Here is a 14,899-nt window from a genome sequence, read left to right as displayed (position 1 = left end):
TGCGGTGGCCGCGGGCGCAGGCGGGCCCAGCGGCGGACACAGCGGCGGACACAGCGGCGACGGTGACATGGTGACGGCGGACATGGTGACGACCGTGCTGACGGGGTGACTCGCGCCGCCGTCAGTCGCTCATGGCCGCCGTGCACGAGGCGCAGGTGCCGAAGACCTCGACGGTGTGGGTGATCTGGGTGAAGCCGTGCTCGGCCCCGACCACCTCGGCCCATCGCTCGACGTCGGGTCCCGCGACCTCGACCGTGGTCCCGCAGTGGCGGCAGACGAGATGGTGGTGGTGGGCCTGGCTCTGGCACGCGCGGTAGACGGACTCGCCGTCGTCGTTGCGCAGGACGTCGACCCGGCCGTCGTCGCACAGCGACTGAAGCGCCCGGTACACCGTCGTCAGGCCGATCTTGGCGCCGTCGGCCCGCATCTCCGTGAACACGTCCTGAGCGCTCCGGAACCCGGTGTTCTGCCGGAGGATCTCGTGGACGGCGTCGCGGCTCTTACTCATGAGGGACTCCCGTGTACGGCTTGCACTTCGAATCTACCGACCCTGGAGCCGATCGCGAACCATACATGATCCGCACGCGCCGAGGCCGCGCACATCTCCCGCGGCGGGCTCAGAGGAGGCCGAACCGGGTGCAGGCGAACAGGACGAGGAAGGCCAGGACCGCCGCGCGCAGCAGGCGGCCGCGCAGTTCCAGCGACGGCCACGACATGTAGGCGAGCCAGACCACGAAGGCCAGCACGGGGAGCAGGGCGATACCGCCGCGCCAGTCGGGCACCGCCAGTCCCACCAGCAGCAACACCACCAGCACGATGGGCATGAGCCAGCGCGGCAGCTGGAACAGGAACACCAGGGGAGCCGCGCTCGCGCGCTCGACCGCGCGCCGTAGGCCGGTCGCCCCCGGCGTGAAGAACTGCTCGCCCGCCGGCAGCGGCCGCCTCACCGGCCGCGCCGGCCTGGCTCCCGGGGCGGGCTTGCGCGCCAGGGGATGGCTCGGCACCCTCCGGCCGGGAGCCGGGGTGCCGCGCGTCGGATCGGATTCGCTACCCACGGGCCCGAGCCTAGCCATTCCCCGCCCGGCTCGGCGCGCCGCCACGGGCAGGTGGCATCCTGGGCGGCATGTTCGCCCTGATCCGTTACTCCGTCCCCGACGCCCAGACGGAGGAGTTCGCCGCGCGGGCGCGCGAGATCCTCGACGTGCTGGCGGCCCAGCCCGGCTACGTGCGCGGGCAGGTCGGCAGATCCGTGGACGAGCCCGCGCTCTGGGCGCTGGTCACCGAGTGGGAGGGCGCGGGCTTCTACCGGAGGGCGCTGTCGGCCGCCCGCATGGCGATGTACCCGCTCATGATCCTCATGATCAACGAGCCGAGCGCGTTCGAGATCGTGGACGGCCGGCCGGGAGATTCCGAGCGCAGTCGTGAAGGGACTGTGGGCAACGCCTGAGCGAGCCGCCGGAGGATTCCCCTAAGCTTGACTGCGGATCAGGGCAGGTGCCGGGGTTCGCCGGCCGCCTCCGGCGTGGGGATCCCGCCGGACCGCCCGATCCGTCCCAACCCGATCTCAGGGCCGACACCCAGCCGGATGGAGCTCCACTGATGGCACGTCGCACCGACGTCTTGGAAACGATCGTCAGTCTCGCCAAGCGGCGGGGGCTGGTCTTCCCGTCGAGCGAGATCTACGGGGGTCTGCGGGCATCGTGGGACTACGGTCACCTGGGAGTCGAGCTCAAGAACAACGTCAAGCGCGAGTGGTGGAAGGCCGTGGTGCAGGGCCGCGACGACGTCGTCGGCCTCGACTCCTCGGTGATCCTCGCCCGTGAGGTCTGGGAGGCCAGCGGCCACGTCAAGGAGTTCACCGACCCGCTGACGGAGTGCCAGTCCTGCCACAAGCGGTACCGTGCCGACCACCTGATCGAGGCGTACCAGGAGAAGCACGGCGGCAAGGAGCCGGAGAACGGCCTGGCCGACATCACGTGCGCGAACTGCGGCACCAAGGGCGCCTTCACCGAGCCCCGCCAGTTCAGCGGCCTGCTGAAGACCTACCTCGGCGCGGTCGAGGACGAGTCCGGCCTGGCCTATCTCCGTCCGGAGACGGCTCAGGGCATCTTCATCAACTACCTCAACGTGCAGCAGTCGGCGCGCAAGAAGATCCCGTTCGGCATCGGCCAGATCGGCAAGTCGTTCCGCAACGAGATCACGCCGGGCAACTTCATCTTCCGCACCCGCGAGTTCGAGCAGATGGAGATGGAGTTCTTCGTCAAGCCGGGCACCGACGAGGAATGGCACCAGTACTGGATCGACGAGCGCCTGCGGTGGTACGTCGACCTGGGCATCAACAAGGACAACCTCCGCCTGTTCGAGCACACCAAGCTCGCGCACTACTCCAAGCGGACCGTCGACATCGAGTACCGCTTCAACTTCACCGGCACCGAGTGGGGCGAGCTCGAGGGCATCGCGAACCGCACCGACTACGACCTGTCGACGCACGCGGCGGCCTCCGGAGCGGAGCTGTCCTTCTTCGACCAGGATTCCGGCGAACGCTACGTGCCGTACGTCATCGAGCCCGCGGCCGGAGTCGACCGGGCCACGCTGACGTTCCTCCTCGACGCCTACACGGTCGACGAGGCGCCGAACGCCAAGGGCGTCATGGAGCAGCGCACGGTCATGCGCCTCGACCACCGGCTCGCGCCGGTCAAGGTCGCGGTGCTGCCGCTGTCGCGCAACGCCGACCTGTCGCCGATGGCGCGCGACCTGGCCGCGCAGTTGCGCCGCCGCTGGAACGTGGACTTCGACGACGCCGGCGCCATCGGCCGCCGTTACCGCCGCCAGGACGAGATCGGCACGCCGTTCGCGATCACGGTCGACTTCGACACCCTGCAGGACCAGGCGGTGACGATCCGCGAGCGCGACACGATGGCCCAGCAGCGCGTGTCCCTCGACCAGGTGGAGTCCTACCTCCGCCAGCACCTCAACGACTGAGCGACCGGCTGAGCGAGCAACTGAGCGATCGCCTGAGCTCGCAGACGCCGAAAGGCGCCTTCCCGAATTCCGGGGAGGCGCCTTTCGCATTCACGGGCCTTCGGAAAAAGCCGATTCGCTATAAGCGTATGCGCTGAGAGTGAAATGTGCCCACGGCGAAAAGATCGGGCTTTTCTCTGGTAACCGGCGTTACTGTCACCTGGACGATGCCACTACCAGGGAGATCACATGACGGACCAGGGACGCCCGGGCGAGCGCAGGGAGCAGATGGGAGACCGCCTGCTGGGCCAGCGCATCATCATTCTCGGCCAGGAGGTGAACGACGAGATCGCCAACAAGATCTGTTCGGAGCTGCTCCTGCTGACGGCCGAGGATTCGCGGCGTGACATCAGCCTCTACATCAATTCGCCGGGCGGCTCGGTGTCGGCGGGGATGGCCATTTACGACGTGATGCAATATGTGCCGAACGACGTCGTCACCGTGGCGATGGGATTGGCCGCGTCGATGGGGCAGTTCCTGCTCTGCGCCGGCACCCAGGGCAAGCGGTACGCCCTGCCGCACGCCCGGATCGTGATGCACCAGCCCCTCGGCGGCATCGGCGGCACCGCGGCCGACATCGCGATCCAGGCCGAGCAGATGCGCTACACCAAGAAGCTGATGGCCGAGCGCATCGCCACTCACACGGGCCAGCCCTTGGAGCGGATCGAGCAGGACTCCGACCGCGACCGCTGGTTCACCGCGGAGGAGGCCAGGGACTACGGGATCGTCGACCACGTGGTGGCGAGCCTCGCCGCGGCCCGGGCGACCTGATCCGTGCCCGACCAGCTTTGACCCTCTGCGCCGGCCCGATCCCGGTGCCCGGGCATCGAGCCGGCGCTGATCAGCAGGTGAGGCCGTTGGCGGGGACCTTGCCGTCGTTCAGATAGGTGTTGACGGCCGTGTCGATGCACGGGCTCTGGCCGTACGCGCCGTGGCCCTCGCCGTTCAGGGTGAGCAGCACGGCGGTGCGCAGCTGGTCGGCGAGCCTGGGCGCCCACTGGTAGGGCGTGGCCGGGTCGTGGGTGACGCCGACGACGACGATGGGGTTCGATCCGGTGGCGTTGATGTGCTTGTTGGTGTCCTCGCCCGGCGTCCGCCAGACGCTGCACATGCCCGCGCTGGCCGCGGTGGCCGCGAAGATCGGGGTGGGCTTCAGCAGCTGCCGCGCCAGGACGTTCGCCTGGCCGACGGTCGGGCGCTCGGTCGTGTCCGCGCAGAGGATGGCCGGCAGCGACGACTGCAGCGTCGAGTAGGTCCCGTTCGGCTGGCGCCCCGCGTACTGGTCGGCGAGGGCGAGCAGGCCGACGGGATCGCCCTTCCTGGCGTCGGTCAGCGCGTCGGTGAGCAGGGGCCAGGTCAGCCTGCTGTACAGGGCCTGCGTGATGCCGGTCCTGGCGAGCGTCGCGGTGACCTCGCGGTCCCCGACCTTCACGGGGCGGTTGCCCAGGTCGTCGAGGAGGGCGAGGACCGCGCCGTTCGCCGCGGCCTTGTCGGCGCCGAGCGGACAGCTCTGCCTGGTCTTCGTGCAGTCGGCCAGGTAGTCCTCGTAGGCCAGCTGGAAGCCCAGCGCCTGGGTCTTGGACATCTCGAGCATGTTCACCGAGGGGTCAAGCGCGGAGTCGAGCACCATCCGGCCCACGTTCCTGGGGAAGAGCGTGGCGTAGACGGCGCCGAGATGGGTGCCGTAGGAGAAGCCGAAGTAGTTGAGCCGGGAGTCGCCCAGCGCGGTGCGGAGCATGTCCATGTCCCGCGCCGCGTTGACCGTGCCGATGTACGGGAGGACCTTCCCTGATCTCTGGTAACAGGCGTTGGCGAACTCGACGTCGAGGTCGCGTTCCTTCTCGGCGTTCAGATTGGGCTCCTCGGCGAGCCACTGGTCCATCCGCCGGTCGTCGAGGCACTTGACCCCGCTGCTGCGGTCCACGCCGCGGGGGTCGAAGCTGACGAGGTCGTAGCGGCGGCCGAGGGCGGAGAAGGCGGAGGCCGCGTTGAGCAGCGTGGTCACGCCTGAGCCGCCCGGACCGCCGAAGTTGAACACGAGCGAGCCGAGTCGGCTGCCGGGATCGGTCGCCTTGAGGCGGAGCAGGGCGATGCCGATCTGCTCGCCGTCGGGCTTCGCGTAGTCGAGCGGCACGTTCATCGTCGCGCACTCGAACCCGGAGGACGTCGAGACCTGCTCGCACTGCGTCCACGCCAGAGGGTCGAGGCGGGTGGCCCCGGCTGTGGCGACCTCCTTGGAACCGCAGCCTGTCGCGCCGAGCCCCGCCGCGCAGAAACCCACGATCCCCGCCAGCGCGGCACGCCAGAGCCTTCGCGACACGTGTACCCTCCGTAATCGGTTGAATCGGGAGGGTTACTTCTTTATACCGTACGCCCCCGTGCGATGTGAGCGGACTCACCGGAAACGGCGCTCGCCGAGAAATGGTCTAAACCAATTAACCCGGTCGAAACATGGGGTGAATGATCGGGGTTGTCGTGAAATTGGTTTATACCACTCGCGGTACTGCGGAAAAAACGATCGATTTTTGCGGGACTATGCAGTGGATTAGACCTATACATACCTTCCTACCTGGGCATATGGCTTATCGAGAGGGGTGTGATGTTTCATACTGTTTTTTGTCGGTAGAGTCCGGGCATCTGCGCGTTGGATTTTGAAGTCGCGAAGGAGCTCACGTGCCCAAGTACGTTTACGACTTCACCGAGGGCAACAAGGACCTCAAAGATCTGCTCGGTGGTAAGGGTGCCAATCTGGCGGAAATGACCAATCTCGGCCTCCCCGTGCCCCCCGGTTTCACGATCACGACGGAGGCGTGCCGCCACTACCTCGCTCACGGCGGCATGCCGGACGGCCTCGACGGAGAGGTGGCCGCTCACCTCGCCGACCTCGAGACCCGGATGGCCAAGCGGCTGGGCGGCTCCGACGACCCCCTGCTCGTCAGCGTCCGGTCCGGGGCGAAGTTCTCCATGCCCGGCATGATGGAGACGGTCCTCAACATCGGGCTCAACGACGAGTCCGTGCTCGGCCTGGCCAAGCAGTCGGGCAACGAGCGGTTCGCGTGGGACTCCTACCGCAGGCTGATCCAGATGTTCGGCAAGACCGTGCTGGACATCGACGGCGACCTGTTCGAGAACGCGATCGACGAGCTCAAGGGCGCCCGTGAGGACACCGACCTCGAGGCCGCCGACCTCCAGCGGCTCGTCGAGACGTACAAGGGCATCGTCCGCGACAAGAGCGGCCGCGAATTTCCCGCCGACCCGCGCGAGCAGATGGACCTCGCGATCAGAGCCGTCTTCGACTCGTGGAACGCGCCCAGGGCCGTGCTCTACCGGCGGCAGGAGCGCATCCCCTCCGGGCTCGGCACCGCCGTCAACGTGGTCGCGATGGTGTTCGGAAACCTCGGGGCGGACTCGGGGACCGGCGTCGCGTTCACCAGGGACCCCGGGTCGGGACAGCAAGGCGTCTACGGCGACTACCTCCAGAACGCGCAGGGCGAGGACGTCGTCGCGGGGATCCGCAACACCGTGCCCCTGCAGGAGCTGGAGCGGATCGACGCGGGCTCCTACCGCCGGCTGCTCGAGATCATGGCGACGCTGGAGGGCCACTACCGCGACCTGTGCGACATCGAGTTCACGGTCGAGCGCGGCAAGCTGTGGATGTTACAGACCCGGGTCGGCAAGCGCACCGCGGAGGCGGCGTTCAGGATCGCGGTCCAACTGGTCGACGAGGGCCTGATCGACATGGCCGAGGCCGTCACGCGGGTGACCGGCGACCAGCTCGCCCAGCTCATGTTCCCCCGTTTCGCCACGCAGGGGGACGGCCGGCGGCTGACGACGGGCATGAACGCCTCGCCGGGCGCCGCAGTCGGCAAGGCGGTGTTCACCTCCGCCAGGGCCGTCGAACTGGCCGGGCACGGCGAGGACGTCATCCTCGTGCGGCGGGAGACCAACCCCGACGACCTGTCCGGCATGATCGCCGCGAAGGGCGTCCTCACCTCACGGGGAGGCAAGACGTCGCACGCCGCGGTGGTCGCCCGCGGCATGGGCAAGACCTGTGTGTGCGGCGCGGAGGAGCTCGAGGTCGACGTCGCCGCCCGGCGCTTCACCACTTCGGACGGCACGGTCGTCGAGGAGGGCGACGTGATCTCCATCGACGGCGGCGACGGCGCCGTGTACCTGGGCGAGGTCCCGGTCGTCGCGTCCCCCGTGGTGGAGTACTTCGAGGGGCGCGGCCCGGACGACGAGCTGGTCGCCGCCGTCGACCGGATCATGGCCCACGCCGACTCCGTGCGCGCCCTCGGGGTGCGGGCCAACGCCGACACGCCGGAGGACGCCGCCAGGGCCAGGAGGTTCGGAGCCCAGGGGATCGGGCTGTGCCGTACCGAGCACATGTTCCTCGGCGACCGGCGCCGTCTCGTCGAGGACCTCATCCTGGCCGTCACGCCCGAGGAGCGGCAGGCCGCGCTCGACGCGCTCGAACCCCTGCAGACCGCCGACTTCTCCGGGCTGTTCGAGGCCATGGACGGGCTTCCCGTGACCATCAGGCTGATCGACCCGCCCCTGCACGAGTTCCTCCCGGACATCACCGATCTGTCGGTCCGGGTGGCCCTGGCCGGGGACGAGGCGCGGGACAAGGACCGCAGGCTCCTGGAGGCGGTGAAGCGGCTCCACGAGCAGAACCCGATGCTGGGCCTGCGCGGCGTACGGCTCGGCCTCGTCATTCCCGGCCTGTTCGCCATGCAGGTGCGGGCGATCGCCGCGGCCGTGAAGCGGACGGGCGCCCGGCACGCGGAGATCATGATCCCGCTGGTGGGGGCCGTGCAGGAGTTGGAGATCGTCCGTGAGGAGGCTCAGGCGATCCTCGCGGAGACGGGTGTCGAGGCCCTCATCGGCACGATGATCGAGGTGCCGCGGGCGGCCATGACGGCCGGCCAGATCGCCGAGGCGGCTCAGTTCTTCTCCTTCGGCACCAACGACCTGACCCAGATGACCTGGGGTTTCTCGCGCGACGACGTCGAGAGTGCCTTCTTCGGCAAGTATCTCGACCTCGGGATCTTCGGCGTCTCACCGTTCGAGTCGATCGACAGGGACGGCGTCGGGCGGCTCATGCGGATCGCGGCGGAGGAGGGGCGGCGTACCCGGCCCGGACTCAAGCTCGGCATCTGCGGAGAGCACGGCGGCGATCCGGACAGTGTGCACTTCTGCCACGAGATCGGCCTGGACTACGTGTCCTGCTCGCCCTTCCGCGTGCCGGTCGCGCGGCTTGAGGCCGGGCGGGCGGCACTCGCCTCGCCGGAGAGCGACACCCGCTGATTGTGAAGTTCCACAGATCCGCCGGATTCACTGTGGAAGGCCCTGGTCGCAAGTCCCGGACGACGGGAGGGTTGACGGAATGGGGCCGTGGATCCGGCGGCTCTTGATTGGCCTGAAGCTGTTTGATCACTCTACGTACCTACCTTCAGGGAGGGCGTGGAGTGAGAAGAGGCCTGTTCCTACCTTCATTGAGCATCCTGACGGTCCTGGCGGCCGTCCTCGTGGCCGGCCCCCCGGCGTCGTCGGCCACGGAGCCGCCCCCGTCGAAGCAGTACCAGGTCGACGGCCCGTCGAACGTCGCACAGCGCTCCGCGGTGGCGCGCACGGGTGCGGCGATCGACGAGGTCCACGGCAGGAACGTGGTGGTCACGGCCAACACCGAGGAGGTCAAGGCCATCCGCAGGCTCGGCTTCAGCGTGACCGAGCTCCCCGCGGAGACCGACGACGGGCAGGTCCACACCCTGGACTTCCCGCCGGCGGACTCCGGCTATCACAACTACGCCGAGCTGACGGCCGTGGTGAACCAGCTCGTGGCCGATCACCCGGCCATCGCGAGCAAGTTCACCTACGGCACCTCATATGAGGGAAGGGCGCTCATCGGCGTCAAGATCAGTGACAACGTGGGCACGGACGAGAACGAGCCCGAGGTGCTGTTCACCCACCACCAGCACGCCCGCGAGCATCTCACCGTCGAGATGGCGATCTACCTGATGAACCTGCTGACCGACTCCTACGGCAGCGACAGCCAGATCACCAATCTCGTGAACACGCGTGAGATCTGGATCCTGCCCGACCTCAACCCGGACGGCGGCGAGTACGACGTCGCGACCGGGTCGTACCGGTCCTGGCGCAAGAACCGCCAGCCCAACTCCGGCTCCTCCAGCGTCGGCACCGACCTCAACCGCAACTGGGGCTACAACTGGGGCTGCTGTGGCGGCTCGTCGGGCAGCACCTCCAGCGAGACCTACCGCGGTTCCGCGGCCGAGTCGTCCCCCGAGGTGAGGGCCACCGCTAACTGGGTGCGCAGCCGGGTCGTCGGCGGCGTCCAGCAGATCAAGACCAACATCGACTTCCACACCTACGGCGAGCTCGTGTTGTGGCCGTACGGGTACACGACCGCCGACACCGGGCCTGGCCTGACGGCCGACGACAGGAACGCCTTCGCCACGCTCGGCAGGAACATGGCGGCGACCAACGGCTACACCCCCGAGCAGGCGAGCGACCTCTACATCACCGACGGCTCGATCGACGACTGGTTGTGGGCCAACCAGAAGATCTTCAGCTACACGTTCGAGATGTACCCCGTCGCGAACAACCCGGGCTTCTACCCGGGCGACGAGCAGATCGCGACGCAGACCGCGCGCAACAAGGCGGCCGTCCTCATGTTGCTGGAGTACTCGGACTGCGTCTACCGGGTGATCGGGAAGGAGTCGACGTACTGCGGCACCGGCGGGCCGGCGCCCACCACCGTCTACTCCGACACGTTCGAGACCGCGAGCGGCTGGACCGCCAACCCCTCCGGCACCGACACGGCGACCTCCGGAGCCTGGGAGCGGGCCAACCCGGCCGACACCAACTCAAGCGGGCCCAAGCAGCTGGGCACCACGGCGAGCGGGAGCTTCGACCTCGTCACCGGCGCCTCGGCAGGCACGGCCGCGGGAGACTTCGACGTGGACGGCGGCGTGACCTCGATCCGATCCCCGTTGATCACGCTTCCTTCGTCGGGCACGCTCACCCTGTCGTTCTCGTGGTACCTCGGCCACGGGTCCAACTCCTCCAGCGCCGACTACCTGCGCGTACGCGTCGTGGGCAACACGACGAGCACCGTCTTCCAGCAACTCGGCGCCGCCACGGACCGGGACGCCGCCTGGAGCACGGCGAGCGTCTCCCTCAGCGGATTCGCCGGGCAGCAGGTGCGGATCCTGGTGGACGCCGCCGACGCCTCCGGCGCCAGCCTCGTGGAGGCCGGCGTGGACGAGGTGAAGATCACCCAGTCCTGACCCGTCAGACCCATTCCCATCGGATCCCGCGGGCGCCCGGACGGGCGTCCGCGTCGATGAGATGGACCGTGCCGTACGCGTCGACGTGCAGCTCGCCCGTGTCCCCCGGCTCCGCCCACGGGTCGGGGGACCAGGTGTGGAAGCAGCGGACCGGCAGCGCCGGGCCCTCGAACCTGACCTGCACGACGTGCTGCTGCACGGGGACGTGCAGGAGCCGCACGTGATGGTCGGCGTCGAGCGCGCCGCCGGAGAACCCGGTCGAGTACTCGAGGATCCTCGTCTCCCCGGCGGCGAGCGGCCGATCGAAGATCAGCTCGTCGAGCGTGCGCGTACCCGTCTCGTCCGGGCCGCTGCGCCCCGGCCGGCAGCAGTCGGTGCGGAGCAGCCGGATGCCGGGAGGATGGGCGACGACGCAACGGTCGGCGCCCGCCGCCGTCGCCCGCAGGACGATTCGGGCACGGGCCAGCCGCCGCTTCCTGTCCGCGCTCACGACCACCTGCTCGTGCTGGCTGAGGACCGTGATCAGGCCGGGTGACGGGTCCGTACGGCGTCCGCGCGGCCTCGGCGGTCCAAGCAGGCCGATCAGCGAGTACGGGGGGAGCGCCAGGATGGCCTCGAGTTCGCGCAGGGCGGCGAGGGAGGCGGCGCGCTCGGGCCGCGACCGGCCCCGCTGCCAGTAGCTCAGGCTCGACAGGCTGATTCGCACGCCCCGCTCGCTCAGCCGGGCGTGGATGCGGTCGAGGCTCAGCCCGCGCGTCCGGATCGCCACCCGCAGGGCATGCTCGAATGGCCCGGACCGGAGGACCTCCACGAGCTCACGATCGGCCACCGAAGCTCCCTGTCAGGCGTGACGAATCCCCGACCATTCCCCGAGCTCCACTCATGGTGCTTGACCCGGTCGAAGTCATCAATGTCGAAATATGTGTCGATCGGCGTGTTTGCATTGGGCCGGCCCGACCGAAGGCGCGCATTGTTCTCAGGCCGTTCGTCGTGAGGTGGGGATTCGCCGGGTACGGTTCTCTCCCCGCCTCCGCAGCCGGCGGAGAGCGTGGACCAGGGGGGAGGACGGCGGATGACCCGCTACGACGAACACGACCAGGCGCGATGGGCGCCCGAGCCGCCGGGCAATCCCGAACGGAACGCGTTCGAACGGGACAGGGCACGGGTGCTGCACAGCGCGTCGCTGCGCCGCCTCGCGGCCAAGACCCAGGTGGTGACCCCCACCGATTCCGCGAGCATGCACAGCCCGCGCACCCGGCTCACGCACTCCCTGGAGTGCGCCCAGATCGGCCGCGAGATGGGCAAGGCTCTCGGCCGCGACCCCGATCTCGTGGAGACGGCCTGCCTGGCGCACGACCTCGGCCACCCGCCGTTCGGGCACAACGGCGAGATGGCGCTCGACCGCTTGGCCGCCAGGTGCGGCGGCTTCCAGGGCAACGCGCAGAACCTGCGCCTGCTCACCCGCCTGGAGGCCAAGGTCGTGACCGAGGAGGGCCGCAGCGCCGGGCTCAACCTGACCCGCGCGACGCTCGACGCCGTGTGCAAGTACCCCTGGACCAGCCACGCCTTCCAGGCCCCCGGCGTGCCCCACGCCCGCGAGGGCAGGCCGTACTGCGTCTACCCCGACGACCTCCCCGTCTTCCAATGGATCCGCGAGGGCGCCCCCCAGGGCTCGGTCGGCTTCGAAGCGCAGATCATGGACTGGGCCGACGACGTCGCCTACTCCGTCCACGACCTGGAAGACGCCCTCACCTCCGGTCACGTCACCGTAGAGGCGCTGCGCGACCCCGGGGAGCGGGCGGCGGTCTGCCGCCTGACGCGCGACTGGTACGCGCCCGACGCCGATCTCGACGAGCTCGCCGAGATCTTCACGCGACTTGTCGCCGACCCACTGTGGCCGGGGCGGTTCGACGCCGGCCTGGTCGACCTCGCCGGGCTCAAACGCCTCACCAGCGGGCTGATCGGGCGCTTCTGCACGTCCGCGCAGGACGCCACCAGGGACGTGTACGGCTCGGCCGCCGTCCGGGGGGCACGGGCCGGGGCCGAGCGGGCGGGCCGCCACGCGATGGACCTCGTCGTGCCTGCGACGACACGGCTGGAGTGCGCGCTGCTCAAGGGGGTCACGGCCACGTACGTGATGTCCAGGGACGACCACCACGCCACCCAGGCCAGGCAGCGCGAACTGATCGCCGAGCTCGGATCGCTGATCATGCTGGGCGCCCCCGGGACGCTCGAGCCCGCCCTGCGGCCCCGGTTCGAGGAGGCCGCCGACGACGCGGGACGCCTGCGCGCGGTCGTCGACCAGATCGCCTCGCTCACCGACGCCTCCGCCCCGGCGTGGTACCGCAGGCTCTCCGCCCGCGCGTGACCGCGCCCGGCGGCGCCTGAGCCGTGCCGGTTCGGTCGTCTGACGGAAGCTCCGTGGGCGTCCGGCCGCCTGAGATAGCTTCGACGGCGTGCGGTCTGCGGCAGGCGGCACGAAGAGAGGTCGAGGAGGAACCATGCCCACTTTTGTGATCATCGGCGCGGGACTGGCCGGGGCGAAGGCCGCTGAGACCCTTCGCGCCGAGGGCTTCACCGGGGACATCGTGCTCGTGGGAAGCGAGCGGGAGCGCCCGTACGAGCGCCCGCCGCTCTCCAAGGGCTATCTCCAGGGATCGACGGAGCTGGCCAAGGTCTACGTCCACGACGCCGAGTGGTACGACGCGCAGGGCGTCGACCTGCGGCTGGGCACCACCGCCACGAGCATCGACCCGCGGGCGCGGGTCGTCGCCCTGGCCACGGGGGAGGGGCGGGACGTCGTCGCGTCGCAGCCGTACGACAAACTGCTGATCGCGACCGGCGCGAGCCCGAGGGTGCTCGGCGTGGAGGGCGCCGGCCTCGACGGCGTGCACTATCTCAGGACCGTCGCCGACAGCCAGGCGCTGCGGAACGCGTTCGCCCGCGGGGGCGACGTGGTGATCGTCGGGGCGGGGTGGATCGGCCTCGAGACCGCGGCCGCCGCCCGTCAGGCGGGCTGCTCGGTCACGGTCGTCGAGCCGGACCCCACGCCGCTCCACCGGACCTTCGGCGCGTCCGTCGGCGAGATCTTCGCCGCGCTGCACCGGACGCGAGGCGTCGAGTTCCGGCTGGGCGCCTCGGTCCAGGCGCTGCGCGGCACGTCAGGCGTCCAGGAGGTGGTGACCTCCGAGGGCGAGGTGCTGCCGGCGGCCGACGTCGTGGTCGGCATCGGAGCCGCGCCCAACGTCGAGATCGGCAGGACCGCCGGGCTGGAGATCGCGGACGGCATCCTCGTCGACGCGTCGCTGCGCACCTCGGATCCGGACATCTACGCGGCCGGCGACGTGGCGGAGGCGGTCAACCCCCTGCTCGGGCGCCGGATCCGGGTGGAGCACTGGGCCAACGCGCTGAACGGGGGCCCGGCCGCGGCCCGCGCGATGCTGGGGCAGGACGTCGTCTACGACCGCGTGCCGTACTTCTTCACCGACCAGTTCGATCTCGGCATGGAGTTCTCCGGGGACGTGACCGGCCACGACCAGGTCGTGTACCGCGGCGACCCGGCGATCCGCGCGGGGGCCACGCCCGAGTTCCTGGTCTTCTGGGTCAAGCAGGGCCGCGTGCTGGCCGGAATGAACGTCAACGTGTGGGACGTCACCCAGGAGATCCAGGCCCTCGTGCGGGCGGGTCAGGAGGGCAGGGCCGTGGATCTCGGGCGGCTCGCCGACTCCGAGGTGCCCCTCGGCGACCTGCTCGCCTGACCCGCCCCAAGGCAGCGGTACGGGCAGGCGCCGGGACGGGCGGGCGCGGCTCAGGCGGCGCCGTCGCCCGGCGGGTTCTGCGCGTTCTGCGGATCGGGCGTCTGCACGGGCTTGGGCACGCAGAGCACCGTGCACTTGGGCAGCACGCCGACCTGCTTGCGCACGTTGAGGACGGTCTGCTTGGGCGACAACGTGCGGTTCCCGTTGCGCCACGCGTCGAGGAAGGTCCACGGCGCGACCATGCCGCGGCGGATCCACCAGTACTTGGAGTCGGTCGGCCATGAGATGCCGAAGTAGAGGTTGCTCGCCGTGTCGAGCGCGTTGCCGGAGTTGCCGATCGACCCCAGCCGCTGCCCGGCCTTGACCCTGGCGCCCGGCTTCAGGCCCGGCGCGACGGAGTAGAGGTGGCCACCCAGGTAGAGCACGCCGTCCTTGCCGACGATCGTCACGAAGCGGCCCTCGCGGTCGGCGCCGGCGTCCGTGTCCGGCTTCCACTTGCTCTCGGTGCTCACCTCACGTACGACGCCGTCGATCGGCGCGACGAAGGCGCAGCCCTTGCCCGCCCAGATGGTGCTCTTGGGCAGTCCGGCCAGCAGTTTGCGCGCATAGGTCACCCGGCATCCCTTGACCGGGAACACATAGGTGAATGGCGACACCTTCGGTGGCAGGACTCGAATCGGGGCACTTCCGGCGGGCATGGCCCCGTTCGCCGGGCGGGCGGTGGCGGCCGCCCCACTGGGTCGGCCGGACGCGGTGGCGCCTGTGCCTGTACCTGTGCCCGTGCCTTTGGATGTGCCTGTGGATGTGGAC

General features: G+C 69.7%; 12 protein-coding genes. 7 read left to right on the top strand and 5 right to left on the bottom strand.

Going from position 1 to position 14,899, the window contains the following annotated elements; genetic code table 11:
* Positions 1–121: 121 nt before the first annotated feature.
* A complete protein-coding gene (locus Pka01_RS02725) occupies positions 122–508 on the bottom strand; it encodes a Fur family transcriptional regulator (protein WP_203880880.1) in 387 nt (128 codons plus the stop codon).
* Between the two features lie 109 nt (positions 509–617).
* Complete coding sequence (locus Pka01_RS02720; protein WP_239114665.1) at positions 618–1,055, bottom strand: DUF6703 family protein; 438 nt, start codon at positions 1,053–1,055, stop codon at positions 618–620.
* A gap of 68 nt (positions 1,056–1,123) precedes the next feature.
* On the opposite strand from Pka01_RS02720, the gene Pka01_RS02715 reads away from it, so the two are divergent.
* The 3 genes from Pka01_RS02715 (at position 1,124) to Pka01_RS02705 (ending at position 3,792) form a co-directional block, all read left to right on the top strand.
* The gene (locus tag Pka01_RS02715) at positions 1,124–1,447 is read left to right on the top strand and encodes an antibiotic biosynthesis monooxygenase family protein (RefSeq protein ID WP_203880879.1); all 324 of its coding nucleotides are present in this window, start codon (positions 1,124–1,126) and stop codon (positions 1,445–1,447) included.
* Positions 1,448–1,599: 152 nt separating this feature from the next.
* Positions 1,600–2,982, top strand: coding sequence for a glycine--tRNA ligase (locus Pka01_RS02710; RefSeq protein ID WP_203880878.1), 1,383 nt, complete (start codon positions 1,600–1,602; stop codon positions 2,980–2,982).
* 228 nt (positions 2,983–3,210) lie between these two features.
* Positions 3,211–3,792 carry an ATP-dependent Clp protease proteolytic subunit gene (locus tag Pka01_RS02705; RefSeq protein WP_203880877.1) on the top strand — a complete coding sequence of 194 codons (582 nt, stop codon included), beginning with the start codon at positions 3,211–3,213 and terminating at the stop codon, positions 3,790–3,792.
* Positions 3,793–3,862: 70 nt separating this feature from the next.
* On the opposite strand, the gene Pka01_RS02700 is transcribed toward Pka01_RS02705, so the two are convergent.
* Positions 3,863–5,341, bottom strand: coding sequence for an alpha/beta hydrolase (locus tag Pka01_RS02700; RefSeq protein ID WP_203880876.1), 1,479 nt, complete (start codon positions 5,339–5,341; stop codon positions 3,863–3,865).
* 353 nt (positions 5,342–5,694) lie between these two features.
* Between Pka01_RS02700 and ppdK the strand changes: the two genes are divergently transcribed.
* Entirely contained in the window at positions 5,695–8,331 is a 2,637-nt protein-coding gene (gene ppdK, locus Pka01_RS02695; protein WP_203880875.1) for a pyruvate, phosphate dikinase, read from the top strand.
* A 188-nt stretch (positions 8,332–8,519) separates the two neighbouring features.
* A complete protein-coding gene (locus tag Pka01_RS02690; protein WP_239114664.1) occupies positions 8,520–10,331 on the top strand; it encodes a M14 family metallopeptidase in 1,812 nt (603 codons plus the stop codon).
* A gap of 4 nt (positions 10,332–10,335) precedes the next feature.
* Here Pka01_RS02690 and Pka01_RS02685 read toward each other — a convergent pair whose 3' ends face one another.
* Entirely contained in the window at positions 10,336–11,160 is an 825-nt protein-coding gene (locus Pka01_RS02685) for a hypothetical protein (protein WP_203880874.1), read from the bottom strand.
* Between the two features lie 243 nt (positions 11,161–11,403).
* On the opposite strand from Pka01_RS02685, the gene Pka01_RS02680 reads away from it, so the two are divergent.
* Positions 11,404–12,699: a deoxyguanosinetriphosphate triphosphohydrolase gene (locus Pka01_RS02680; protein WP_203880873.1), complete on the top strand. Its 1,296-nt coding sequence runs from the start codon at positions 11,404–11,406 to the stop codon at positions 12,697–12,699.
* Positions 12,700–12,832: 133 nt separating this feature from the next.
* On the top strand, positions 12,833–14,089 hold the full coding sequence (locus Pka01_RS02675; protein ID WP_203880872.1) for an NAD(P)/FAD-dependent oxidoreductase: 1,257 nt from the start codon (positions 12,833–12,835) through the stop codon (positions 14,087–14,089).
* 50 nt (positions 14,090–14,139) lie between these two features.
* Here the strand turns inward: Pka01_RS02675 and Pka01_RS02670 are convergent, their stop codons facing one another.
* Complete coding sequence (locus Pka01_RS02670) at positions 14,140–14,703, bottom strand: M23 family metallopeptidase (RefSeq protein ID WP_239114663.1); 564 nt, start codon at positions 14,701–14,703, stop codon at positions 14,140–14,142.
* Positions 14,704–14,899: the final 196 nt, after the last annotated feature.

Origin of the sequence: Planotetraspora kaengkrachanensis, from assembly GCF_016862895.1 — a bacterium.
GTDB lineage: Bacteria > Actinomycetota > Actinomycetes > Streptosporangiales > Streptosporangiaceae > Planotetraspora > Planotetraspora kaengkrachanensis.
Note: the sequence above shows the minus strand (reverse complement) of the source record. Positions and strands in the feature narration are given on the sequence as shown.